The organism is Acinetobacter sp. 789_lipA (assembly GCF_058242845.1).
Genome location: NZ_JBZAYS010000001.1, coordinates 273,784 through 299,779, shown reverse-complemented (window position 1 = coordinate 299,779; position 25,996 = coordinate 273,784). Strand labels below are relative to the sequence as shown.

General features: G+C 43.2%; 21 protein-coding genes. 11 read left to right on the top strand and 10 right to left on the bottom strand.

Annotated elements, in window-relative coordinates; all coding sequences use genetic code 11:
• Together AC4CUZ_RS01405 and recD are read left to right on the top strand one after the other, a co-directional pair.
• The gene (locus AC4CUZ_RS01405; RefSeq protein ID WP_201953387.1) at window positions 1-3,753 is read left to right on the top strand and encodes a UvrD-helicase domain-containing protein; all 3,753 of its coding nucleotides are present in this window, start codon (window positions 1-3) and stop codon (window positions 3,751-3,753) included.
• Between the two features lie 78 nt (window positions 3,754-3,831).
• Window positions 3,832-5,577: an exodeoxyribonuclease V subunit alpha gene (gene recD / locus AC4CUZ_RS01400; RefSeq protein WP_373863455.1), complete on the top strand. Its 1,746-nt coding sequence runs from the start codon at window positions 3,832-3,834 to the stop codon at window positions 5,575-5,577.
• 674 nt (window positions 5,578-6,251) lie between these two features.
• On the opposite strand, the gene AC4CUZ_RS01395 is transcribed toward recD, so the two are convergent.
• Entirely contained in the window at window positions 6,252-7,550 is a 1,299-nt protein-coding gene (locus AC4CUZ_RS01395) for a serine hydrolase domain-containing protein (RefSeq protein WP_058868812.1), read from the bottom strand.
• Between the two features lie 251 nt (window positions 7,551-7,801).
• Here AC4CUZ_RS01395 and rpsO point away from each other — a divergent pair, with 251 nt between their 5' ends.
• The 3 genes from rpsO (at window position 7,802) to AC4CUZ_RS01380 (ending at window position 11,797) form a co-directional block, all read left to right on the top strand.
• Window positions 7,802-8,071 (top strand): 30S ribosomal protein S15, encoded by a 270-nt coding sequence (gene rpsO / locus AC4CUZ_RS01390; protein WP_004692669.1) that lies wholly within the window; start codon window positions 7,802-7,804, stop codon window positions 8,069-8,071.
• A gap of 260 nt (window positions 8,072-8,331) precedes the next feature.
• A complete protein-coding gene (gene pnp, locus AC4CUZ_RS01385) occupies window positions 8,332-10,419 on the top strand; it encodes a polyribonucleotide nucleotidyltransferase (RefSeq protein ID WP_171355061.1) in 2,088 nt (695 codons plus the stop codon).
• Between the two features lie 142 nt (window positions 10,420-10,561).
• Window positions 10,562-11,797 carry a magnesium transporter CorA family protein gene (locus AC4CUZ_RS01380; protein WP_004692666.1) on the top strand — a complete coding sequence of 412 codons (1,236 nt, stop codon included), beginning with the start codon at window positions 10,562-10,564 and terminating at the stop codon, window positions 11,795-11,797.
• Window positions 11,798-11,917: 120 nt separating this feature from the next.
• Here AC4CUZ_RS01380 and AC4CUZ_RS01375 read toward each other — a convergent pair whose 3' ends face one another.
• The 7 genes from AC4CUZ_RS01375 to AC4CUZ_RS01345 form a co-directional block, all read right to left on the bottom strand.
• The gene (locus tag AC4CUZ_RS01375; RefSeq protein ID WP_004692664.1) at window positions 11,918-12,178 is read right to left on the bottom strand and encodes an HP1242/YdcH family protein; all 261 of its coding nucleotides are present in this window, start codon (window positions 12,176-12,178) and stop codon (window positions 11,918-11,920) included.
• Between the two features lie 72 nt (window positions 12,179-12,250).
• Window positions 12,251-12,607, bottom strand: coding sequence for a chaperone modulator CbpM (locus tag AC4CUZ_RS01370; protein ID WP_279043864.1), 357 nt, complete (start codon window positions 12,605-12,607; stop codon window positions 12,251-12,253).
• Window positions 12,608-12,617: 10 nt separating this feature from the next.
• On the bottom strand, window positions 12,618-13,571 hold the full coding sequence (locus AC4CUZ_RS01365; protein WP_078388551.1) for a DnaJ C-terminal domain-containing protein: 954 nt from the start codon (window positions 13,569-13,571) through the stop codon (window positions 12,618-12,620).
• 143 nt (window positions 13,572-13,714) lie between these two features.
• A complete protein-coding gene (locus AC4CUZ_RS01360) occupies window positions 13,715-14,167 on the bottom strand; it encodes a DUF2147 domain-containing protein (protein ID WP_419380880.1) in 453 nt (150 codons plus the stop codon).
• Between the two features lie 199 nt (window positions 14,168-14,366).
• Entirely contained in the window at window positions 14,367-15,242 is an 876-nt protein-coding gene (hslO, locus tag AC4CUZ_RS01355; protein ID WP_004978815.1) for an Hsp33 family molecular chaperone HslO, read from the bottom strand.
• A gap of 50 nt (window positions 15,243-15,292) precedes the next feature.
• A complete protein-coding gene (locus tag AC4CUZ_RS01350) occupies window positions 15,293-17,134 on the bottom strand; it encodes a monovalent cation:proton antiporter-2 (CPA2) family protein (protein WP_078388552.1) in 1,842 nt (613 codons plus the stop codon).
• A gap of 82 nt (window positions 17,135-17,216) precedes the next feature.
• Window positions 17,217-19,439, bottom strand: coding sequence for a primosomal protein N' (locus AC4CUZ_RS01345; protein ID WP_114836931.1), 2,223 nt, complete (start codon window positions 19,437-19,439; stop codon window positions 17,217-17,219).
• A 152-nt stretch (window positions 19,440-19,591) separates the two neighbouring features.
• Between AC4CUZ_RS01345 and gspF the strand changes: the two genes are divergently transcribed.
• The 4 genes from gspF to AC4CUZ_RS01325 all read left to right on the top strand — a co-directional run bounded on the left by gspF (window position 19,592) and on the right by AC4CUZ_RS01325 (window position 22,385).
• Complete coding sequence (gene gspF / locus AC4CUZ_RS01340) at window positions 19,592-20,797, top strand: type II secretion system inner membrane protein GspF (protein WP_490747155.1); 1,206 nt, start codon at window positions 19,592-19,594, stop codon at window positions 20,795-20,797.
• A 33-nt stretch (window positions 20,798-20,830) separates the two neighbouring features.
• Window positions 20,831-21,268 carry a type II secretion system major pseudopilin GspG gene (gene gspG / locus AC4CUZ_RS01335; protein ID WP_010325797.1) on the top strand — a complete coding sequence of 146 codons (438 nt, stop codon included), beginning with the start codon at window positions 20,831-20,833 and terminating at the stop codon, window positions 21,266-21,268.
• 283 nt (window positions 21,269-21,551) lie between these two features.
• Window positions 21,552-21,887 (top strand): hypothetical protein, encoded by a 336-nt coding sequence (locus tag AC4CUZ_RS01330; RefSeq protein ID WP_004978824.1) that lies wholly within the window; start codon window positions 21,552-21,554, stop codon window positions 21,885-21,887.
• Between the two features lie 159 nt (window positions 21,888-22,046).
• Window positions 22,047-22,385, top strand: coding sequence for a tRNA-binding protein (locus tag AC4CUZ_RS01325; protein WP_004978826.1), 339 nt, complete (start codon window positions 22,047-22,049; stop codon window positions 22,383-22,385).
• A 66-nt stretch (window positions 22,386-22,451) separates the two neighbouring features.
• Here AC4CUZ_RS01325 and lnt read toward each other — a convergent pair whose 3' ends face one another.
• Both lnt and AC4CUZ_RS01315 read right to left on the bottom strand, forming a co-directional pair.
• The gene (gene lnt / locus AC4CUZ_RS01320; RefSeq protein WP_114837443.1) at window positions 22,452-24,011 is read right to left on the bottom strand and encodes an apolipoprotein N-acyltransferase; all 1,560 of its coding nucleotides are present in this window, start codon (window positions 24,009-24,011) and stop codon (window positions 22,452-22,454) included.
• Entirely contained in the window at window positions 24,008-24,847 is an 840-nt protein-coding gene (locus AC4CUZ_RS01315) for a CorC family transporter (protein WP_004978829.1), read from the bottom strand. The genes lnt and AC4CUZ_RS01315 overlap by 4 nt, the downstream gene beginning before the upstream one ends.
• A gap of 213 nt (window positions 24,848-25,060) precedes the next feature.
• Here AC4CUZ_RS01315 and tusA point away from each other — a divergent pair, with 213 nt between their 5' ends.
• Window positions 25,061-25,318: a sulfurtransferase TusA gene (gene tusA, locus AC4CUZ_RS01310; RefSeq protein WP_004692640.1), complete on the top strand. Its 258-nt coding sequence runs from the start codon at window positions 25,061-25,063 to the stop codon at window positions 25,316-25,318.
• A 72-nt stretch (window positions 25,319-25,390) separates the two neighbouring features.
• Window positions 25,391-25,918 carry a hypothetical protein gene (locus AC4CUZ_RS01305; protein WP_005400910.1) on the top strand — a complete coding sequence of 176 codons (528 nt, stop codon included), beginning with the start codon at window positions 25,391-25,393 and terminating at the stop codon, window positions 25,916-25,918.
• The last annotated feature ends 78 nt before the right edge of the window (window positions 25,919-25,996 follow it).

The window sequence follows — 25,996 nt, the reverse complement described above, 5'->3', positions numbered from 1 at the left end:
ATGACAGCGCAGTCTCAGGCCTCTACATCGAACATGTCTTATCAACCCATTGCCGATATGAGCTTTCAGGGCTTGCATTGGATTGAAGCTTCAGCAGGCACAGGCAAGACTTTTACTTTATCCAGTTTGATGGTGCGTATTTTTCTTGGGGCCTATTTGCCGAATCAGGTCATTGCAACCACCTTCACTCGTGCTGCCGCTGCGGAGCTGAAAAGTCGCGTTCGGGCTCGTTTGATCGAAACTTTACGTTATTTTGAAGGTTGTCAGAGTCTGACTGAGCGAGAGATACAGGCCAAAATTGCCGCTGAACAAGATCCGCTTTTTACCAAGGTGCTCACAGACTATGCACAACGGGTCGGTTTTGCCCAAGAGCGTTTGAAGTTGGTGATTGATCAGTTAGATGAGCTGTTCGTCGGCACACTGGACAGTTTTAGTCAAAAGTTACTGCGTGAGTTTTCTTTTGAAAGTGGCAAGATTGAGCGTGCGGATATCACCGATGATGCGCAGAGTTATACTCAGCAGCTCATTCATGATGTGTTACGTGAGTGGATTCAGGCACAGCCGCAGCCTGTGGTGAATTATTTACTGTTAAAACAAAAATTAAAAACCGAACAGGCTTATGTGCCAATTGTTGAAAATAGTCTGAACTTTGCATCGGCACAGTTTCAACAGGTAGAAAAACCTGTGCTTGATTTGACGCAATTTGAGCAGGCCATTGATCAATTTACCGCGCTGGATGTGGCGCAGATTGAAAGCTTGAAAGACTATTATGCACCCGAAGGGCAATACCATGCAGTGCTGGGGAAAAAGTGGCGTACCGATGCTTTGATGCAGCGTATTCTATGTCAGGATTTACCTGCTTTTTTGACCGCCCTGAAAGAGCAACGAGCTTATGCTTTATTCGCGCCACATTTTGAAAAAACCTTAAAACATCTGACCGACCTCGCGACGAAAAAAGTCTTAAACAAATGTGCTGTAGATGTACTAGAACAGTTTGAGCAGCATCCTGTGTGGCGACAGGTCCGCAGTTTCTTAGAGGCGTTGGCAGAGTTAGAGCTCAATTTGGACGTGCTGGATGCGTATTTAAAATATTACTTAAGCTCCGAGGTGAAAAAGCGTTTACCACAAGTCTTACAGCAAAAGAGTGAAACGACTTTTGCCCAGCAAATCCGTACCTTGTCAGAAGCTTTACAGGGCGAGCAGGGCAGGCGCTTTGCTCAGTTTGTACAAGCACGCTATCCACTCATTTTAGTGGATGAGTTTCAAGACACCAACCAAGACCAAGATGACATGCTGGCGCGAATTTGGCGTGATGTACAGCGTTATCACCAAGGCTGTATGATTATGGTCGGTGATCCGAAACAAGCCATTTATGGCTTTCGTGGGGGGGACATGCTGACCTATAACAAGGCACGTTTAGATGTTTTGGCAAAGCAAGGTCGGCAGTATAGTTTGAAATATAATCATCGTTCTGTGCAAAAGCTGGTACAGGTGGTAGATGCTTTATTTCAACGCCAACAGGACTTTGGTGAGCAGGTCTATTACCAGCCTGTAGAAGCAGGGACTCGTCCCCATCCCGCTTTGGTCGATGCACAAGGTGAAAACCATGTACCGCTGCGCTGGCTGTTACTTGAAGACAAAAAAAATGAAGCTCAACAAGTGGCATGGAAAATCCGTGATTTAATCAACCAAGGCATTCAACAGCAACTGTATGTGGCAGATGATCCGCCACAGTTTATGGGTGCGAATGATATCGCGGTGTTGTCCAAAAACCATGATGGCTTGGACAAAGTTCAGTTTGAACTAGAGCGTTTGGGAATTTTGGTCAACCGTCCATCTAAACGCAGTGTGTTTGAAAGTCAGGTTGCGAAAGATGTCGGTGCATTATTGACCGCAATGATGCATCCTTTTGATGAGGCCAAAGTTCGCCGTGCACTTTTGAGTCGGCTGTTGGCGATTGATTTAAAACAGTTACTGGAACTGGAAAAACAAGCCAACGGTCTGAGCCAGTTTATGGCGGATTTTGATGACATCCGCGACATGTGGATCAATAAAGGCTTTTTAAGTGCATGGCAATACGTTTTAAACCTTTTTAAAGTGTGGAAAAACTTGGTGGCTTACCAAAGCCGAGACAACGAACGGACTGTGGTCAATCTACGGCATTTGACTGAGTTGTTGAGCCAACATAGTGAGCAGTTCCAAGGCGCGCAGAAATTGTATCATTGGTATCTCAAACAGCTGCATTTGCCTGCGGAACGTGAGTGGGAGCTGGAACGCAAACTTTCCAATGCCACAGGCGTACAGCTGATGACCATTCATCAGTCCAAAGGTCTAGAGTTTAAAATTGTGTTCTTGCTGGGTGCCGACAAAGACTTTAAGGAAATGAATAAAACCTTAAACTTTTCAACTCTGGAACAGATCAATCCGACGACAGGGCGGAGCGAGTTACAGCGCATCGTGGCAGTAAATGATGCCAACCTGTTAGACCCAGCCGCGATTGATCAACACAATGAGCGAGCCGAAGCAGAACAGCATCGCTTATGGTACGTCGCACTGACCCGTGCGAGCCACCGCGTGTATGCCTTACTGCAAGATCAGGAATATAAATCAAATACGGCATTGGCATTTTGGCGTGGCCAAGCCGGTAATCTGTTTGAACATCCTGCCAGTGGTGATGAGGGGCTGCTGACTGAAAAGCCGATTCGTTTACAGCCAGCCGAGCAGCAAGAGATCATTCAACTGCAAGCCTTGGCCTTTCCTGAACAGCGTTTTTATCCACGTTCCAAAACCAGTTTTAGTGCGTTGACACAGCATTTGAGTCGCAAAGAGGCAATGGATGCCTTAGCTGTTTTGAGCGAGAAAGTGGGCAGTGCGGATGACGAGATCAATCATCCTGTACTTGAGGATGTGGAACTGAGTCAGCCTTTGGCGTGGATTAAACGGCAGTTTCCAATGGGGACGACTGCGGGAACCTTCCTGCACGAAATTTTCGAGCACATTGACTTTCAGGACTCACGTGACTGGGGACTGGAAATTCATCGTCGTTTTAAAAATGATAGCCCCTTACTGTGGCAAGAGTTATTGGGCAAATATCAACACGAATTTGGGCAGGATGATGAAACTCAATTGGTGCTGTGGATGCAAGAATGGTTAGCAGATGTGCTAGAAACACCTTTACATGACAGTTTTCAGTTGAAGCAACTCAAAGCCGATGAACACTTGGCTGAGTTTCCTTTTTATTTGTCATTGTCCGATCATGTGCTCGCGATTAAACGCATACAGGCATTATTTCAAGAATACGGCATTGATCTACTCGACTTAAATGAAGCCAATTCTGCTCGTTATCTGACAGGTTCGATAGACTTGGTTTATTTTGATGGTCAGCGTTATCACATCGCCGATTATAAAAGTAACTTCTTAGGGGCGGATCAGCAGAGCTACAATCATGACGCAATCCAATTGAATATGTCACATGCCAGTTATTGGTTGCAGGCGGGTTTGTATTTGGTGGCTTTGCATCGCTATTTAAAAGTGAATTTGCTGAACTATGACATTGAAAAACATCTGGGACAGGCGAGTTATCTTTATTTGAGAGGGATGAATGGGCAGCCTGATCAAGGGGTTTTAAGTTGGCGTGCTAGCCCAGAGTTTATTTTAAGATTAGATGCCATCTTGGGTCATTTTGCTGAGGATACTTCTATTGAAAATCATGTAGGAAAAACTTCTGAATTAAGTGAAATTAGTCACTCATAAACAAACAATTAAGTTGTGGATAACTTTGAGGATAACCGTGTGGAAAATGTTCATAAAGCCAGTATTGATCAGGCTGCCATGGTAGACACATGGTTAACGCGTTGGAGTCAGTTTATTCAGCAGTCACCGCTGAGTAAAACAGGGGTTACTGAAACCCGAAGTGAAATGATTCAACAGGTTCTTGAAGCTATGCTACGCGGTGAGAGTTGTATCTCGGTTGCAGCTGAAGCTGTCACAGTCTTAGATGATTTGGTCATGGATGAACAGCAGGCACAGCAACAAAAAGCGCCGTTTGTTTACGATCAGCAGCAATTATATCTGTATCGTTATTGGGCTTTAGAGCAGTCCTTGGCCCAGCAAGTGGCACGGTTAAAACTGCAAAATTTAACGCAAGTGGATATTTCAGCTTATGCTCATTTACTAGAAGATCCACACCAAAAACAGGCTTTGGCGATGGTGGCTGAGCAGGCGCTCTCGATCATTACAGGTGGCCCAGGCACAGGGAAAACCTATACCTTGGCGCGTATTATTGCAGTGCTCAAACAAAGTATGCCTGATATTCGTATTGCGATGGCTGCACCGACAGGTAAGGCGGCGCAGCGGATGAAAGAAGCCCTTCAGAACTCTTTTCAAGATGAAAAGTTACAAGACTTCATTACCCTAGATTTGAAAAACTTAAACCCTGTGACGCTACATCGACTTTTGGGTCTTGGGAATACGCAGCAACCGCGGTTTCATAGCAGACAACCTTTACCTTATGATGTGATTGTCGTTGATGAAGCATCCATGCTGGATTTAAATTTGGCGCAGATGCTCTTTGCTGCCATGCCGAATCAAGCTCGTTTGATTTTATTGGGAGATGCTGATCAGTTGGCTTCGGTCGATGTCGGCTCTGTACTCGCCGATCTACAACAGGTTCCAGCTTTGGCTGAAAATAGAGTCAATTTGGTCAATAGCCGTCGTTTCAAATCAGATGCATTGATTGGAAAGTTGGCACAATTTATTCAACAGCAGCCGTGTTTTGACTTAACGACGCATCCTGCCGAAAAACAGAGCGTATTGCATACTTTTCAACAGCAAGTGGTAAATGCCACGACGTTGAAGGCGGTTGAGTTGGATCAGGTCAAGGTCGATTATCTACAACTTGAGTTGTTGCCTGAGCCGGCTTTATCTGCAGAGCAGTTACAACATTATTATGATCTGTTGATGCTTGGCTTTCAGGGCTATGTCGAGGCCTTAAAGCAATATCAGCAAAATCCTAATGAGTCTCTCGTACCCAAAGTGATTCAACATTTTGATGATTACCGTATTTTAGCCGCCATACGTCACGGCCATTTCGGCTTAAAACAGCTCAATCTGCAAATCGAGCAGCGCCTATTAGAACAGTCAAAACAAATTAAACAAGGCGAATGGTACTTGGGCCGTCCAGTGATGATGACCTATAACGACTATCAGTTGGGTTTGTCGAATGGCGATATTGGCCTGTGTTTACATCGTATACAACAAGGTAAATTGCAGTTTGAGGTGTATTTCCCCAGTCTGGATAAATGGGTAGCCGCGACACGATTACCCAAAAATATTGAAACGGCTTTTGCACTGACCATTCACAAATCTCAAGGCTCTGAGTTCACCCATACCGCGGTGGTATTAGATCGGCAGGCTGAAAAATTACTCAGTAAAGAGTTGATTTATACCGCAATTACGCGGGCGAAAAAAGTGGTCAGTTTACTGGTCGATGCTGATGCATTCGTACATGCTATGGTGACTCGAACCACCCGAGAAAGTGGTCTATCAAGAAAAATTAATCAACAAATTCAATTGTGAAGATTTAATAAACAAATAGGGGTTTTGTACGAAATGGCTTACAGGGATTCAGGAGATTTGCGCATAGAGCTTTGTTGAGGATTTTGAGAAGATGGCTTCACATAAAGAGCTCAACACGGAATGTTGAGTATAATCGCAAAAAGATAATAATAACGTCAGTAGACAGCGAACTTACAGTGAAGTAGGTGAAAGAGGAAACTTACAGCCGCTAAGCCTTGTAGTTTTGGGAGAGACTACAAGGCTTTTTTATATCTGATAAATTGGCAAAATGTGACAAAAAATAGCCATTCATTCCTCGAAGCATAAAATACAGTTATAGATTGAATATTGAAGAGATACTGTCTCAGTATTGCACGGCTTATGTTTTAAGTGATTGTTTTTGATTAATTAAATTTTAATTATTGCATTTTTTAGAGAAGTTTAGGCTAAATAATGGAGGAAATGAGGAGTTTATGTAAGCAATCGCTTACATGAAGATGAGTGAAATACGACTTTTTTCTTCTGTGTGATGTGGCAAAATCTGTCACATAAGGATGTAAATGATTAAACATGGAATGTTTAATACAAGACGCGGAAAAGCGCATTATTATAATGATAACTAAAACAACAAGAACAAAAATAAAAGAACACTACAGCGCAAAAAAGCCCAAGTTTACTTGGGCTTTTTTTTATGCTCAGACTAAATCTGTTTCGCTTCGATCGGTTGCAAATAAGGAGCGACGTTGGTGCTTTAAGATTTTGGGACAATGTTTTGAGATTTGATAAAGCGTTTTCGCTAAAGCCGGTAAGTGGGTCCCGACGACAGATTTTCCTGTGGTTAATAGCGATACACTAATATCACGTTCTGGATCGGCCCAGCAGAGAATATTGGAAAACCCTAGATGTCCAAAGGCTTGCCCAGTCATGGGTCCAAATAACCCAATAGGATTACTCCCTAACATTGGGCCTAAGGCATAACGCATCGGGACTAATAATGTCCGATCTAAACTGACCCCTGACGTGGCCAATGTCGAGCGAAATACCGTTTGGGCACTCATGATTTGTTTGCCTTGGTATTCGCCACCACTCAAGAGCATTTCAAAGAAACGTCCAGCTTGTTCGGCACTGGTATAAATGTTGCCCGCTGGGCAAATCGTGTCCATAAAGCGCGCATCATTGGTCACATCGACCGCCAACTGTAAACCACCGCCCAGTACCCGATTAAGATAATGGTCTGTGCCTAAACGTGGATGTAGACCTGTGGCATAGTTTAAAGCGACATCCGCTCGATACTCAGGTTTTAGGCCATAGTTAAAGTAATCTAAGCCCATGGGTTTTTCGATATTTTCGGCAAGAAATTCACGGGCCGTTTGACCTGTTACCCGCTTGATAATTTCCCCTAAAATATAACCTGACGTCACGGCGTGATACGCCAGATGTGTGCCTGAGGCTGAAACGGGTTGTGCAGCATAAAGACGTTCTAAAATTTGATCTTGATTAAACAACAGCTCAGGTGTGACTTTACTGTCAATGCGAGGAATGCCACCACGATGAGCGAGCAAATGGAAAATGGTGGCACGACGTTTACCGTTTACGCCATATTCGGGAATATAGTGGCTAATCGGATCGAGTAAATTCAGATCACCGCGTTCATCCAACATATGAATCAGCATGGCTGTAACGATTTTAGAGGCGGAAAATAAGCAAACAGGGGTATCGGGTGTGCCAATTTTCGCATCTGCCGCTAAACCATCGGCTGAGTTGCCTTGCGCATAACCAATGCTGCGATTTAACAATATTTGTCCCTGACGACGTAAACAGAGGCTGATGAAAGGGTAGTTTCCTGTTTTATATAGAGACTCTACACTGGCCCAAATGCTTTGAATTTGTGCATCATTCATGCCACCCAAGGTAGCGGAGACCTCATCTTTAGAACGAATCACGTGGTTGAGGTCATGCGGGACATAACAGGTATTGGCAGATAAAATTTTCACAAATTTCTCTCTATTTTTCGTTTTTATTGGGTCTGAGTCTGATGTTGAAAATCAGAATTGTCATGATTGTGCATGATTTGTGCAAAGCCGTCAGTTGCTGAATTGACTGCGAACATAAAACATTTTTGCAATATAGCGCTAGATCCCTTAAAATAATGCCTTGCTGTAGTGATGCACGGCAGTCAACTTGGTTTTGAAGAATCAAGTTGATTTGTATCAAATGTAACTTATAAGCATCTCGGAGAAATCGAATGGCTTTAACAAACGCAGATCGCGCAGAGATCATTGCTAAATTTGCTCGCGCTGAAAACGACACTGGTTCACCAGAAGTTCAAGTAGCTCTTTTAACTGCTCAAATCAATGATTTACAAGGTCACTTCAAAGAGCACAAACACGACCACCATAGCCGTCGCGGTCTTATCCGTATGGTTAACCAACGTCGTAAGCTTCTTGATTACCTTAAAGGTAAAGACGCTACTCGTTACAGCGACTTGATTGCTGCTTTAGGTTTACGTCGTTAATTCGATTAAACTTTTATTTTCGGACTATCGCATTTTGAATGCTTTATTACTGAAAAAGAAAGTCTACCTTGCTTCTGTGAGGTAATGGGGAAGGGGCGAATGTTTCGCTCCTTCTTTGTGTCTTAAAATCATATTTTTAGTCTCTGGTGAGGTCGGCTTCTAAGCTTTGTCATTTATACAGTTGCCTGAAATGGCGATGTGAATGCCAAACCTTAGGGGTCTCCACTAGAATAAAAATCAGGAAAGAAAAATACATGTCTATGTTTAATATTATTCGTAAAGAATTCCAATATGGTCAACACACGGTTGTTTTAGAAACAGGTCGTGTTGCTCGTCAAGCAAACACTGTTGTGATCACCATGGGTGGTGTACAGGTTCTTGTTGCAATCGTTGCTCAACCAAAAGCAAAAGCAGGCCAAGATTTCTTCCCGTTGACTGTTAACTACCAAGAAAAACAATATGCTGCAGGTCGTATCCCAGGTGGTTACGGTAAGCGTGAAGGTCGTCAGTCTGAAGCTGAAACTTTAATTTCACGTCTTATTGATCGTCCAATCCGCCCATTGTTCCCAGAAGGTTTCTACAACGAAATCCAAGTAACAGCGACTGTTATTTCTTCTGACAAAACCATGGAAGGCGATATCGCTGCAATGTTGGGTGCTTCAGCTGCGATGTCTATTGCTGGTGTTCCATTTGCAGGCCCAATCGCAGGCGCACGTGTTGGTTTAATCAACGGTGAATACATCCTTAACCCAACTTTAGAACAGCTTAAAGAATCTGATCTTGACCTTGTGGTTGCAGGTACTGAAGCTGCTGTATTGATGGTTGAATCTGAAGCGAAAGAACTTTCTGAAGACCAAATGTTAGGCGCTGTACTTTTTGGTCATGACGAAATGCAAATCGCAATTCAAGCAATTAAAGAGTTTGCTGCAGCTGCGGGCGCAGTTAAATCTACTTGGGTTGCGCCAGTTAAAAATGAAGAACTTCTTGGTAAATTGAAAGAAGCATTCGAAGCGAAAATCTCTGAAGCATACACAATTGCTGTTAAGCAAGACCGTTATGCAGCATTAGATGCGCTTCATGCTGAAGCTGTTGCTCAGTTTGTTCCTGAAGAAGATGAAACTGGTATTGCTGCTGAAGTTGACGAATTATTCGAAGACTTGAAATACCGTACGGTACGTGACAACATCTTGTCTGGTAAACCACGTATTGATGGTCGTGACACGAAAACTGTTCGTGCCATTGATGTTCAAGTGGGCGTATTAGGCCGTGCACACGGTTCTGCATTATTCACACGTGGTGAAACTCAAGCATTGGTAACTACCACTTTAGGTAATACCCGTGATGCGTTGATGGTTGATACCCTAGCCGGTACTAAAACTGACAACTTCATGTTGCACTACAACTTCCCTGCATACTCTGTCGGTGAAACAGGTCGTGAATCTGGTCCTAAGCGTCGTGAAATTGGTCACGGTCGTTTGGCACGTCGTGGTGTTCAAGCAGTTCTTCCTGCGGCTGATCGCTTCCCGTACGTGATTCGTATCGTATCGGACATTACTGAATCAAACGGTTCATCTTCAATGGCTTCTGTATGTGGTGCTTCATTATCACTTATGGATGCAGGTGTTCCATTGAAAGCGCCAGTTGCAGGTATCGCAATGGGTCTAGTGAAAGAAGGCGAGCGTTTCGCAGTTCTTTCTGACATCTTAGGTGACGAAGATCACTTAGGTGACATGGACTTTAAAGTAGCTGGTTCTGCGAACGGTATTACCGCGCTTCAAATGGATATCAAAATTGAAGGTATCACTGAAGAGATCATGGAAGCGGCATTGAACCAAGCGTATGCAGGCCGTATGCATATCTTGAATGAAATGAACCAAGTGATTTCACGTGCTCGCCCTGAAATTTCAATGCATGCACCGACATTCCAAGTGATCAACATCAACCCAGACAAGATCCGTGACGTGATTGGTAAAGGTGGTGCGACCATCCGTGCCATTACTGAAGAAACCAAAGCTGCAATTGATATTGAAGACAACGGTACAGTACGCGTATTTGGTGAAACCAAAGCTGCTGCTGCTGCTGCAGTTGCAAAAATCCAAGCACTGACTGCTGAAATTGAACCAGGTACAATTTACGTTGGTAAAGTCATTCGTATCGTTGAATTCGGTGCGTTTGTAAACATCCTTCCAGGTACTGATGGCTTACTTCACATTTCACAAATCTCGAACGAGCGTATTGCAAACGTGGCAGATGTGTTGAAAGAAGGTCAAGAAATTAAGGTACAAGTTGCGGATGTAGACAACCGTGGTCGTATCAAATTGACGATGAAAGATATCGAACAAGTTTAATCTCTTGTCAATTCACATGGTTTTTGCCATGTGAATTGAGTTGTCTTAGAAAAGCCTTGAGCTTGGCCAATTTAAACTTTGGCTTGCTCAGGGCTTTTTTTATGGCATCATGCTGGCTAAGACAGACAATAATAAATGAGATATGCAAAGCTATTATTTCTATCAACATCCCACCGCACAGCATACTTATGTGCAGAAACAGCCGATTGCAGAGCAGGAAGCCGAGTTTATTTGGGTGGAGTGTAGTCGTGACGATGTGGTCAATCGGGCAGAACATTGGCAGCAGGACATTTATGCGGCAACGGGACTGTGGATGAATGAATATCATCTGCGTGACATTCTAAATTTAGAACACCCTTGTGCCTTTGACACTTTGGAAGATTATGACTTGCTGATCTTTCGTAAGCTGATCACACCTGATGATCAAATCAAGCTTGATACGCAAGCGACTGAAAAACATGAACGGGTCTTTGGTCTGGCGACGACCCCGATTAGCTTTATGCTTACGCCGCAAGTTTTGATTACGGTTAGAGAGCAGGGCAATAAAGAAGTTGAAAGCTATATTCAGCGTATGGAAACGGTGTTGAGCCGTCCGATTGAAGAACATAATAAGCCACGAAAACTACCCGCAACACCTTTAGATTTGACCTTGAGACTGCTCAATAACATGGTGGATGGTTATCTCGATTTACGTGTTCCGCTGACGCGTCGAGTGGAGTTTTGGCAGCAAGAGCTTTTACAAGGCCATCGTCGCTTTACCAAGTGGCATCAACTGTTGCAAGAGAATATGGCTTTTCAACAAGTGGAAAATTTGTGCGAAGAACAAATCGAAACTTTGCAGGAATTACGCGATGAAATTGTCGATAATTATTCGCACTTGAAAGGGAAAAAACGTAGTGAAAAACAAGACATCATGCTGGTACGTGTCGATGATTTAACCAGTCATATTGAACGTATTCAAAAGCATACCATTCGCTTGAGAAATGCAGTGCAAGCAGCTATCGATCTACATTTTTCAGCCATTGCCAATCAAACCAATGAAAACATGCGGATTTTAGCCATTATTACCGCGATTTTTGCGCCGCTAACCTTGTTGACAGGGGTGTATGGTATGAACTTTGAGTTTATTCCTGGACTGAAGTCTCCAACAGGGTTTTGGATCATGTTAGGTATCATGTTAATGACGACATTGATTCTGCTGTATTATTTTTATCGACGTCATTTGGTCGGGCGTGGCGAAAAAAGTGTCATTGATATGTTGGCACAGCAGCATGCGGATCAACATATGAATTTGTTTTGGTTTATCGATTATGAGCCGATCAAGCAAACCGTGAAGGGCACCATCAAAGATTTAGAGAAAATCACCAAATTAAAATAATTCGGTGATTTTCCGCATAGACCATTAAAGCCAATGGGTTTTAGGGTATTTCTTTATATGCTGACGCTATCCTTGTTCAATTTATTATTCGGATATGTGGGCGTCGCAGGGAGATTTAATTTAAGAGGTTTTTAACTGGGCTCCTTTTAAAATCCGGTAAAGCTGATCTTTAATGAACAACTTTTTGCGTTTGAGGGGCTCAATCTCTCCACGATGAATCCTGACAGGGTCTTGTTCGAGTAAACAAATTTCCTGATCGAGAGCTTCATGGTCGTCAAACATTTTAGAAAAATGCGGATTGTCTTCTCTAAGCTGTTGAATCATGTCTCGGTATTCAGGAAACATGAGCTTAGTCTTTTTATTACAAACTTTGAGTTTCATGGTTGCCGTCTAATCCTCTTATTCAAAAATAAAAAAAGAAAGAAAGGCATGCGCCCATCTTTCTTTATAGAACTAGTGTTGAGTCGTTTGAACTGGGTCAGTGAAATGTAAATGTTTTACTTCACGACGAAGTTTTTGAACTTCCTCAATCAAATCCAGCATCATTGCGACTGCAGTAAAGCTGGCATCAAAGTCACGTTGTAAGCGATAGGCTCGCCGTGCACGTGAGACATCATCACCAAAAAATTGGTGAATGCGGTTATCGGGTCGGTTAGGCAGAATGTCATATTCCAACAGCTGTAAAACCCATTCAGGACTTTGTCCGCAGGCTTCAGCAAAATGCTTTAAATCAAAGCTATGTTGTTCATCAACAATTTCAGCGTGTCGACATCCGTCTAAAATAATTTCACGATATTGAATAGTCGTCATAACTTTCTCCTTAAGACTGACGCGGCTTAAAGTGAGGGAAGGCTTCAGCAAAGGCTTGGTAGGCTTGCTGTTCTTGCTCACTCTGCGCAGGAGGTTGAACAATGTTTAAAATTAAATATAAATGTCCTGCCTTTTTGGCTGGAATCCCCTGATCTTTTAAACGGAGTTGCTGCCCCGTTTTGGCATTTTTCGGAATTTGAATTTGTAATGTCCGACCATTAGGGAGCGCGGCGGTGATGCTTTGCCCCAAAGCGGCTTCCCAAGGACTGATATTCAGTTGGTGATAGACATCAACTCCTTCAACGCGTGTGGTCTCCGTATCTTTGTAATAAATTTCGATATACAGGTCGCCATTTTCACCACCCTGAATACCTGACTGTCCTTGACCACTTAAGCGAATTTGTTGCCCTTCTTTCATGCCTTTGGGAATTTTAACTTCCAGCGTTTTGCGCTGAATTTCCGCTTCACCATAGGCATTTAAAGTAGGAATTTGTAAGGTAATAGTTTGGGTGGTACCGTGGAATCCAACCTCAAGATCGACCTCTAAACGCGCATGTTGGTCTTCGCCTTTATGGCGTGTGCTATTTTGGCGTTGATATTGATAGTTTGATCCTCCAAAACCTGAACCAAAACGGCCAAATAAGTCTTCAAATCCTGAAAAATCATGTGCCTGTTGCCCACCTTGGGCATTCCGAAATGCATCTTCAAAACCGCCAAAGCCTGCATTGGGGTTGAATTGCTGTGAGCCTTGCGGATGATCGAGTTCAAAGTCATATTCTGCTTTTTTCGTTTCATCACTTAAGGTGTCATAGGCGACATTCAATTCTTGCATACGTGCTTCAGCATCAGGCTCCTTACTGACATCGGGATGATACTTACGTGCCAATTTTCGATAGGCTTTTTTAATTTGTTCGGCGGTCGCATCTCGCGTTAAACCGAGTATTTCATAATGGTTCTTCGGCATAAATAAGATTAAATAAATTGATTAAGTTTCAATCATTATTCAGCCTTTCAGCAGATTTCAACAGTAAAGATATGTTCCTTATTGTTTCAAAACATGACAAGAAAAAAGCCCCGATGAAAGGGGCTTTGATGGATGAGGGATACTTAGTATTTGACCCATGTGATGTTGCGCCCACCGCCATTTTCGGTCGACGTTCCTCGAATTCGTAAGTGCTTACCATTGTTGCTGAGTCGTGCATATGCGTCATAACGTAGCCCTGTGAAAGGGTCGAGGAACTGTTCATGGCTATAGGTCGAATCTTTGGCATTGTCTAACTGCAAATGGCTGAGCGTTGTCATGCCGACGATGGGTTGATTTTTATTGACCCCATCACACTTGCTACAGTTTTCTATTTTTAGCGCACCTGGAATTTCACGCGTACTTACGATGACTGCTTTATAGCTATTGTTTTTGTCTTTTTCAATCATGACGTCACTGAGAGAGTATCCTGTTTTATCATCGATAGTTTTCCATTTTCCGACCAAAGGATCAGTTGCTGCAAAACTGGAGAAGGCACATAAACTGCTGAGTACGAAAAGACTGCAAGAAAATTTCATGATGATAAAACCCCAATGGAAGAGAAAAATAAAGACATATAAAAATTATGGGTTTATTTATAACGAAATTTAAGCGGTGTGACCAGTGAAATATCTATGAATAAAAGTGATGAATCATTTGAATTATCTTATTTTTATGAGAACAAAGGCATAAAAAAAGAGCAATTTAGTTGCTCTTTTTTTATTGCACATGACGCGCTTAGCTTAAGTGTTCACCAAATAAACCCAAGGCTTCTTCTGCACTAAAGCTATATTGCGTGTTACAGAACTGGCAGTCCATGGTAATCGGGTTTTGATGTTCTAGCGTTTCACGAACGGCTTCAGCGCCAATTTGTTCAAGCGCTTGAGCACAACGTTCTTTAGAACAGGTACAGCCAAATTTCAGTACTTCAACTTCAGGTAAGCGTACTTCTTCTTCGTTGTATAAACGGTAAAGAATTTCACTGGATTCTAAATCGGTTAACTCTTCGATTTTGAGCGTTTCAGTCAACATGGTCAGACGTGGCCATAAGTCTTGATCAACACGTTCTTGTTCCTCTTCACTGTTACGTGGTAACAGCTGAATAAGTAAACCGCCAGCACGCTGGGCTGAACTGGCCAAAACGATACGTGTTGGAATTTGGGCAGACAGGTCATAGTACTGCATTAAACAACCCGCAAGATTTGGCTTGTCTAAAGCCACAATCCCTTGATAACGCTCACCAAATTCTGGCTCAATATTAATAAATAGTACAGGGCTAATGAGGGTGCTCAATACCGTACTGCTGCTGTCGGCAGCATTAAAGCGAGGATCTGCTTCATAATCCGCCAAGGCACGTACTTCACCAAGGTGATTACATTCAGCCATGGCCCATTTGAAACTACCTGAAGCCTGAATTTGTAAACTAATACGGCCTTTAATTTTTAAAGTACTGGCAAGTAATGCCGTGGCACTAAGCATTTCACCTAACAGCACTTGGACTGCAGGTGCATAATCACGCTGCGCCAAGATGGTTTGTAGGGTTTCTTCTAGATGAACCACTTCACCACGAACAGGACTATCTTCAATATAAAAGCGTTGACGCAAATCAGACATAAATTTCTCCAATATCCTGTCTTAATGGTGACGATATTGTAAAACACAAGTCATTTTACTTCATCCCGTGTGACATCTATTCGGTCATGTTGTAACTCGCGTTGTAGGTCAACGCCAACAGGACTTTGACGGAGCTGCGTATCACTTTCAAATAAGTGTTCTAATTCGGCCAAAGCATTACGATGTGTTTCATAGACCTTCTGTTCGTCGTTATAAATACTCTGCTGCTGTGCGAGCAGTTTTTCATCATAATCGCGAAATAACTCAATGCTCTTATACGCATCTTGTTCTGCAATTCCGAGATTACGTAGGGCAAAATAGGCCATCCCTAAAGATGATAAATAGGTTTCACGCCAAATATGTTCTACCCCCAAGTCACGCAACAAATGCACATGATGTCGATCGCGGGCACGGACCAGCAAGTTTAAATCTGGATAATTGAGTCGAATATGGCGTGCCACATTCATGGAGTCTTCAATATCATCGATGGCTAGCACAAACACTTTGGCATGTTCGATACCGGCTGCACGCAGGATATCGGGTTGAGTGGCATCACCATAGTAGAGTTTGCCTCCATAGTTGCGAACGAAATCGACCTTGTCTATATTGCTGTCAATCGCTGTGAAGGTTTGGTGTTGTAAGTGAACCAAACGCGCCACAATTTGTCCGACACGGCCAAAGCCAGCAATGATCATCGGGTTATGCTGTTCAGGAATCTCATCATAGACGGGTGTGGTTTCTTTTTCGAATAGTGGCACCACCCACGAACTCATCAGCCAGTACAGAATAGGCGTCAGAATCATCGACAATGTCACGATCAAATTGATCGGCTCTAAAATGGCCTGCGTAATCACGTGTTCACTCATGGCAACATTGAGCACCACAAAAGCAAATTCACCGCCTTGTGCCAAACAGGTTGCCAGCATCAAACTATTGCGCCATGAAAACTCGAAGTAGCGAGCGATGGCTGTTAAGGCCAGCAGTTTGACCAACATCAGCAATAACGCACCGCCAACAATCAGACTTGGGCTTTCCCACAGCAGCGAAACTTGCGTGCTCATCCCGACGGTCATGAAAAATAGACCGAGAAGTAGACCTTTAAATGGTGCAATACTGGCTTCCAGTTCATGACGGAATTCAGAGTCAGCAAGTAACACTCCAGTTAAAAATGCGCCCAAGGTGGTACTGATACCTAAGACATCCATCAGCGCGACTACGCCTAAGACAATAAACAAACCGACTGCGGTAATCAGTTCATGTGCGCCACTTTTGGCCACAAAGCGGAAAAAAGGGCGCATGAGATAGCGGCTAAATAAAAACAAGCCTGTAAAGGTAGCAACAATCGCTGCAAAGTAGGCCACACCATGATGGGTTGAGTTTGTCCCTGCAAGGAGTGGAATGACTGCAATCAGCGGAATCGCGGCAATATCTTGAAAGAGTAAAATGGAAAAGGACTGCTGACCAAAAGTGGTATTGAGCTGCTGTTTTTCACTGAGCAGCTGCAACACAAACGCAGTAGAGGAGAGGGCAAGGGCAAAACCAATCACGACACTGGCTGCAATCTGTTGTTGCAGGGCAAAAAAGACGATGCACGCCAGTAGCACGCCGCAGAGTGTTACTTGTAAACTGCCCATCACAAAAATGGATTTACGCATTTCCCATAAACGTTGTGGGCGAAGTTCGAGTCCAATAATGAACATCAAGAAAATCACGCCGTACTCAGCGAGTTTATGGATGTCTTCAGGGTCATGGACGACATTGAATACACTGGGACCGAGTAAGATGCCTGTAAATAAATAGCCGAGTACCGTGGCAATCCCCAGCCGTTTAGCCAACGGAACGATCATCAGTGCCGCAGCCAAAAAGAGGGTGATTTTAAGCAGTAGAGACATTGCCCTGTCCTAAATTTTTTTCTTTATGTTGGAAGTTTAAGGGAGAACGCGACTCAGGTCTAAGCCTTATTTACGTCAAGTCTTAACTTAACTCTTGTGGATCAATATCAAGGCTCAATTTCATACCATGCGGTTTGTTGTGCCAGACATTTTGCCACCACTGACGAATGTAAAAATGCATCCGCGCTCGATCTTTGGACAGTAGTACCATATGCGCTTGATAGCGGCCTGCTTTACGTTCCATCGGCGCAGGAATGGGCCCCCAAATATCAATACTGTTTTCTGAGGCTTGGCGCAGTACTTGTGCATGCTCTTGTAAAAAGCTTTGGTTCAGTTCTTGGTCTTTGGATTCACAGCGCAATAAAGCCGCATAGCGATAAGGTGGCATCCATGCAGCTTTACGCTCTTTCAACGTTTGCTTGGCAAAGCTGCGATAGCCCGATTCCAGCAGGGTATTCAGCAAAGGATGGTCTGGACGTAGAGTTTGTAAATAGACTTCGCCTTTTTTCTCACCGCGCCCAGCACGTCCAGCGACTTGGATGATGAGCTGTGCGGTACGTTCTGTGGCGCGAAAGTCAACACTGAGTAAGCCCGAGTCGATGTCTAAAATCGCCACCAAAGTCACATAAGGAAAGTGATGTCCTTTGGCCAGCATTTGGGTGCCGAGCAAAATGATGGGTTCACTTTTTTGGATTTTGTTATAGATTCTTTGCCAGCTGCCGACCCGACTGGTCGAGTCACGATCCACCCGAATTACGTCAAAGTTGGGGAACAGTGCTTGTAGGTTTTCTTCAACTTTTGCGGTGCCTAAACCAATTGGTTTTAGTTCGCTATGCTGACATTGTGGGCAGTGTTCAGGCATGCGGTGGATGGTGCCGCAGTGGTGACAGTGCAAATGCTGATAGGGCTGTCGATGCACGGTAAAATTGGCATCGCAGTGGGGGCACTTGGCCTGCCAGCCACAACTTTCACAAATCAACACAGGCGCATAGCCGCGACGGTTTAAAAAAATCAGCACCTGTTCTTTTTTGTCTAAGCGCTTTTGTACTTCATGAATCAGTTGTTGGCTGATGCCATTTTGTTTTTGTGCCACTTTTAGATCGATCACATGCATTTTCGGCATCACGGCCACACCTGCACGTTGGTCCAACTCCAAACGGGTCATTTTACCTTGTTCGACCAACGCATAACTGTCGATACTTGGCGTTGCAGAGCCGAGGATAATCGGACAGTTTTCTAAGTGCGCACGGTATAAAGCCACATCACGAGCATGGTAACGGAAGCCCTCTTGTTGCTTGAAAGATAGATCATGCTCTTCATCTAAGACAATCAAACCCAGATGCGGAAGGGGCGTATAGATGGCAGAACGTGTGCCAATCACAATTGAGGCTTTGCCCGTTTGCGCACTTTGCCAGGCTTGAAGGCGCTTAGAATCATTTAAACCTGAATGTAGTAGCGCAATATGACAGTGAAAACGTGACTGAAAACGGCTCACTGTTTGTGGGGTGAGACCAATTTCAGGCACTAATACCAAGACTTGTTTGCCTTGTTTTAAAACCTCTTGCATGACTTGCAAATAGACTTCAGTTTTCCCACTACCGGTTAAACCATCCAGTAAGAAAGCGTGGTAGCTATGATGAGCTTTGAGAATGTTTTGAATGGCACGCTTTTGTTCATCATTGGGGGTGAGGGGCATTTGCGCCAGCGTCATAGCTTGTGGTTTAAAGTCTTGGGCTTCAAGTATGCACTGGGTGATTTGCTTTTTTTCTAAGGCCTTTAAGGTCGCAGTTTCAATGCCAGCCAAATTTAGAATGTTTTCAGACGTTCCTGTGGGATGCAGCTTTAAAATTTTATAGGCATCTTGTTGTTTTTCAGAACGCTTCAATTTGTCTTCGGCATGATCATCAATCAGCTTCCACATTCGCGCCAGTAAATTATAGGGTTTACCTTGGCGTAAAAAGCTGGGTAAAGCAGTATGCATCACTTCCCCAATGGGAAATTGGTAATATTGCGCTGACCATGTCAATAAACTTAAAACTTTAGCATCTAGAATAGCGCTGTCATCGAGCAACTCAGTTATGGCTTTGAGTTTAAAGCCTAAATCGAGTGGTTTCTCATCAGTGAGTTTCTCAACAATGACACCGACCACATTTTGGCGACCAAATGAGACAGCCACACGTGCACCCACTTCAGCTTGGTGGTATTGTTCAGCCGTTAAACTATAGTCAAAACAGTCATATAGATAAACGGGAACAGCCACACGAATACGGTAGCTTGGTGTTGTGGAAAGTGTAGTTTCTGGCATAAAAAGCTCAAAATGTCCTGATGAAATTGTCGTTGTGCGATGAATGAGTTGTGTTAGAGTGATGACATAATTTATAACTTAGAATATGAATGATTTTGGTGCCGACATGCAACAGCGCCAAATGACTAAATGGACAATTAGAAAGCGTAAACATGCCAGCATATCAATTTACCGCACTCGATGCCGCAGGAAAGCAGCAAAAAGGCGTGCTCGAAGGTGATTCAGCACGTCAAATTCGGCAACAACTTCGTGATAAAGCGCTGATCCCAGTCTCGGTTGATCCTGTTGAACAAAAAGATAAGCACAGCAGTAAAACATGGTTTCAAAAACAAATTACCGCCTATGATTTGGCCTTATTGACACGTCAACTTTCGGTACTTGTGGCGGCGGCCATTCCGTTGGAAGAAGCCATTCGTGCGGTTGGAAAGCAGTCAGAAAAAACACATGTACAAAATCTATTGATGTCAGTGCGTTCTAAAGTACTGGAAGGTCATTCATTGGCACAGGGTTTACAGCAATCTGGACGCTTTCCAGAGTTGTACATTGCCACGATTGCCGCTGGCGAACGTTCAGGACATTTAGACTTAATTTTAGATCAGCTGGCAGACTACACTGAAAATCGCTTTGCGATGCAAAAGAAAATCCAAGGCGCGATGATTTATCCGATTATTTTAATGCTGATGTCTTTTGCCATCGTGATGGGGCTCATGACTTATGTAGTGCCTGACATTGTCAAAACCTTTGACCAAAGCAAAGATGCCTTGCCATGGATTACCGTTGGCTTGATGAAAGCCAGCGATTTTATTCGAGTGGCATGGCCATTTTTATTGGTGGGCAGTGTACTAGGCATCGGCTTATTACTGCGATTTTTAAGAACCACAGCAGGGCATTATGCCTTTGATCGTTTAACGCTCAAACTGCCATTATTCGGTAAACTTTCACGTGGTATAAATGCCGCACGCTTTGCCAGTACCTTATCGATTTTGACCCAGTCAGGTGTGCCCTTGGTGGATGCGTTAAAAATTGGCGCGGCGGTGAGTAATAACTGGGTGATTCGCGATGCGGTCAATCATGCCGCAGAAAAAGTGACTGAAGGTGGAAACCTTGCGACCCAGCTGGAGCGCAGTGGTTATTTCCCACCGATGATGGTACAAATGATTAAAAGTGGTGAAACGTCGGGTGAATTGGATCGGATGTTGGAGCGCGCATCGACCATGCAAGACCGAGAGGTGACAACGCTCATATCGACCTTGCTGGCTTTACTGGAGCCACTGATGTTGGTTCTGATGGCAAGCATTGTCTTGGTGATTGTGATCGCCGTGATGCTACCGATCGTCAATATGAACAACATGATTTAATTTTAAAAATATAAGATGGAAGAGAAAATTCACATGCAATCAAAAATCTATAGACGCCAAGCTTCAGGCTTTACCTTAATTGAAGTCATGGTGGTGATTGTTATTTTAGGTGTATTGGCAGCCTTAATTGTACCCAATGTGATGGGACGCGGTGAAAAAGCCAAAGTGGATACCACTGTCATTACCCTTAAAGGTGTTGCTGCGGCATTGGATCAATATAAATTGGATAATGGTAAATATCCTTCGATGCAAGAGGGTGGACTCGACGCTTTGGTGAATAAGCCTGAGTCTGCAAAAAATTGGTTGCCCGGCGGTTATGTGAAAGGTGGATATCCGAAAGACAGTTGGGATAATGACATTCAATATGTTGCACCTGGGACCGATGGACGACCATTTGATTTATATTCTTTTGGCGCAGATGGACAGCAAGGTGGTGAAGAAACCGATGCTGATATTCAGTATCAACCTTAATTGAGAATTATTATATATTGGGTTTAATTGAATATATCATTACAGTGCATAGGTTATGTCAATGTGGACTGTAATGATAATACATCTTAATTTAAAATTAATATCTAAGATTATGATTTTAAATTATTAAATATAATAAGCATCAGCTGAGATTTATAATAAGAATTATTCCCATATTTGTTGATTACAAATAATGTAAATTATGGATAAAAATAGGCTTTTTATTTATTTAAATCCTTGCATAATGTTCTCAATGGCAACTGATTTGCCTGAGGAGAATAGAATGAAAGCATTAACCTTGTTGGATGAAATGAGCCAATTCCATTGGTCGATGCTCAAATCTGTTCTTTTGATTTTGAGTATGCTTCCTGTTGCTCAAGGTGTTTTAAGTGTCTGGCAGTCGACTGAAGGCAGCAGCCAAATCATGGTGGGTTTCTTTGCAATCAGTCTGTTCAGCACATGGGCGGTTTTGAGCTTTTGGTCTGCGTTAAAAGCAACCGTACTCACACTCGATCAAGTACAGATTACAGCATTAGAACAAAAAGTGGTCATGTTCTACCGTTATACCCCGATGCTTTTTTTAGCCGGTATGGTGTCCTATTTGGTCAGTCAAATTTAATACTGACATTTATAGTTGTGATAAAAACCGAGCACATACGCTCGGTTTTTTATTGCGTCATGAAGAATGGCGGAAAGATAGGATCGCTTGTCTGTTTCGTTGTATATGATGCTAGTGTTCACTCCCTATACTGTAGAAAATATAAATATAGAGTGAAATATGGAACAGATTGATTGGGCGGATTTTTTAAAAGTCGAGCTCCGAGTCGGGCGAATTATTCAGGCCGAAGTTTTTGAGCAGGCACGTAAGCCTGCTTATATTTTACATGTCGACTTTGGTCATGAAATTGGCATTAAGAAATCGAGTGCGCAGATTACTGAGCGTTATCAACCTGAACTGTTGTTAGGTAAATTGGTGGTGGCAGTGGTTAACTTTCCAAACAAGCAAATTGGTCCCATCCAGTCTGAGTGCTTAGTGACTGGCTTTCATGATTCAGACGCAGGTGTGGTGCTGTGTGTGCCTGATACAGATGTTCCAGTAGGTACCAAACTACTATAAATGAAAAAGAAAAACCCAAGCTCAGCTTGGGTTTTTCTTTGGAAAAGTATGATTTAACAATAGGAATTATCGACGAGACTTAAACGATACATCGACTTTACGTGGACGATAGATCCAGCCCAAGATCAGTAAAAAGACTGAAAAACCTAAAATTGGCCAGTCACTTAAACGGGTATATAGCGTTTGACCTTGCATAGCAGGCAGTTCGCCACGAAGCACGGTTGCCACATCTTGTGGGGCACGTTTTACGATATGCCCTTGATGGTCAATAAACGCCGTCACGCCTGTATTAGTGGCACGGATAAACCAGCGTCCATTTTCTTTGGCACGCATTTGAACCATCTGTAAATGCTGTAAAGGGCCTGCGGTTCCTGTAAACCATGCATCGTTGGAAACTGTCACCAAGAAATCACTTTGGCTGGCATTACGACGCGTCAAGTTCGGATAAGCCACTTCATAGCAAATGGCCGCGCCTAAATGCTGCTGATGAATAGAAAGCGGTTGTTGCTGTTGTTCGCCACGTGAAAAACCACTCATCGACGGATCATTCTGCATGGCTGGCAACACCCATTTCAGTAAACCAGATAGTGGAATATATTCACCAAAAGGCACTAAACGTTGCTTTTTATAGATTCCTTCGGCTTCAGCACCATTGGCCATAATACTGTTGTAGTACAGTGGTCGACCTGCCGCTTCAGAGCCTGAAATATCCCAGTATGGAATACCGGTGACCCACGCTGTGTTGGTTTTCTTGGCTTGTGCCGTCATTGCAGCTAAAAAGGGTTCGATATCACTTTGGAACATCGGAATAGAGGATTCAGGCCAAACAATGAGGTCTCGTCCCCATTCTGTTTTGGTCAAATCAGCGTAGATTCCAAGTGTTTTTAGTTGATACTCAGTGAGCCATTTTAAGTCTTGTGGGATATTGCCCTGAATTAAAGAAACCGATAATGGCGGCGTATTTTTTGCGGAGACGAATTCAATTTTTGATGCGCCCCATGCGCCAAGCACCAATAAAACAGAGGGGATGACCCAAAAAACGCGGCGGTTTAAAACTTCGACCAGTGCGCAGGCCAACACCAAGACTACAAACGATACCCCGAAGATACCAAATAATGGTGCATACCCATCCAGTAAGCGTTCGGTAAAGGCATAGCCTGCAAACAGCCATGGGAAGCCTGTGAAAACCCAAGTTTTCGCCCATTCAAAAAGCACCCAAAGCGGGGCGAAGGTTAGGGGTGTTTCAGGGAAAAAGCGGCGGTAAATAAAGCTTTGGACAGCCGTGAATAAGCCCATGACCAAGGCCATAATGCCGATCATGCCCACACTTAAGGCACTATTGGTATCGCCATAGACATGGATGGAAGTGTAGAGCCAAAAAGCCCCCACGAACCAGAGGCCAAAACCATAGGCCCAACCAATACCAAAGGCTTGTTTTGCACTGCGACTGCGTAAAGTGGCATAGAGCAGTGCAGGGGATAAGATTGCCAACCACCAATAATGATAAGGGGCGAGTGCAAAACTAAAGACCGCCCCTGAAAATAAGGCAATTAAAAGCGGATAAATTAAAGGTAACTGTTTTTGTTGTGGATTGGGGGTTAACAGTTTGTCAAAGTAAGCTCTCATTTACGAACGGCTCGAATCAGATGAATAGAACGTGCATCTGCTTCTACAATGGTAAATTCCCAATTTTCAAGATCAATCACCTGACCTTGTAAATCACTCACTAAACCAATTTCTTGAAGCAATAAACCGCCCACAGTTTCAACCTCATCATCAGAAAAGTCTGCATCTAAAAGATTGTTAAAGTGTTCGATTGGTGTAAGTGCTTGAACCAGCCACGTATTTGCGGTCGTTGGGTCATTGTCGGGAATAATATATTCAGCTTCCTCATCGATCTTGTCGTGTTCATCTTCAATTTCACCGACGATCTCTTCCAAAATATCTTCTAGCGTCACTAAACCTGAGGTCGTGCCATATTCATCAATTACCACTGCAATGTGCGTTTGGGTATTTTTCAACATGCGAAGTACTTGGTCTGAGCGTGCGCTTTCAGGGACATATAAAGGTTGGCGCATCAGCGCACGTATATCCACTTTATTGTTTGGTTCAGTCAAAAAAGGCAATAAGTCCTTGGCTAATAAAATGCCCACGACATTGTCTGGTTGATCGGATGAAAAGACAGGGAAACGTGAATGTGCCGACTCAACCAAGGTATGCAAAATGTCGAGTAACTCATCATCTTCTTGTAGGCTGATCATCGATGTACGCGGTGTCATGACCTCGCGGACTTTGGTTGCTGGAAGGTCTAATACGCCTTCTAACATCGCAACAGTGTCGGGTTCTAAAAAACGACGTGAATCTTGAACTAACTTTAACAGTTCATCGCGAGTTTCTGGCGCGGTACCTAACCATTTGCGTAAGCCACGCATTCCCCACGACGGGCCTGATTCCTCGTGCATGATCTTTCCTAAAGACTCTTAATATCTAAAAAACTTAATTTTATCATACCGTAGAAAACACAGTTGTCTATTGTAATTAAGCAAGGATTGCATGAATGATTAGATCAATACTTTTATACATGAGGTTCATCAGCCATCAAACTATGCAAACAGATATGCGAAATGGGCAGTTGTGTTAAAATTGGCAAGTTTTTAAATTTTTGAGTTTATAATATGTCTGATTTGGAAGTGAGCCCAAGCATCCAATTAAACACCCGTGGTTTACGCTGTCCAGAGCCTGTGATGATGTTGCATCAAGCCATTCGCAAGTCTAAATCGGGAGATGTAGTGGAGGTGTTTGCAACGGACAATTCAACTTCATGGGATATTCCGAAATTTTGTATGCATCTTGGGCATGAACTTTTGCTGCAAGAAGAGCGCTTAGACGAAAACGGCAATAAAGAATTTCATTATTTAGTTAAAAAAGGTTAGGACATTTGTCTTAGCCTTTTAAAATGTACTTGAGTAAAGAAAAAGAAATCAAGTTCATCCAAGGAAATCAGAATGAAAAGAATAAATGTGTTCTTATGGGCTCATATTTTTGCATTATTTTGTTCAATTTCTTGGGCAAAATCTTGTGAAGTTCCTGTAGGTACGATGAATGTTGCAGGTTTAAAAATTGGACAGCATATTCGTGAATTTCAACAGCATCATCCCACCGCAAAAACGGTTATTTTAGGGGGCGATAATTATCAGTTTGAATTTGCACAAGGTGTAGATACCCAAATTAAAAAAGCTGGTGTGAGCTGGGTTCAGCATATTCGTTACGATCCGCATTCTAAAATGATTATTTCATACAGTTTAAGTTTTCTAGATGGGCCACTTGCGACGTATGAAACCGATTTAGATGTTTTTAAAAGTCGAGTATTAAAACGCTTTCGGGTGGCGCAAAACGGTTGGAAACAAGCTGAAAATAAATATGTTTATCAGTGTGCCGATTATCGGATTGAAATTTATCAAGATCATGGGGTTGGACATACCGCGATAGGGCCAACAGTGATGGTTTTTAGCAAAAAGTCAGATGCCTATTAATTAAAAAAAATCCCTTCAGTGCTGAAGGGATTTTTTAATCTAAAAGCGATTACTTACTCGGAAATGCGCCTCAGCGCA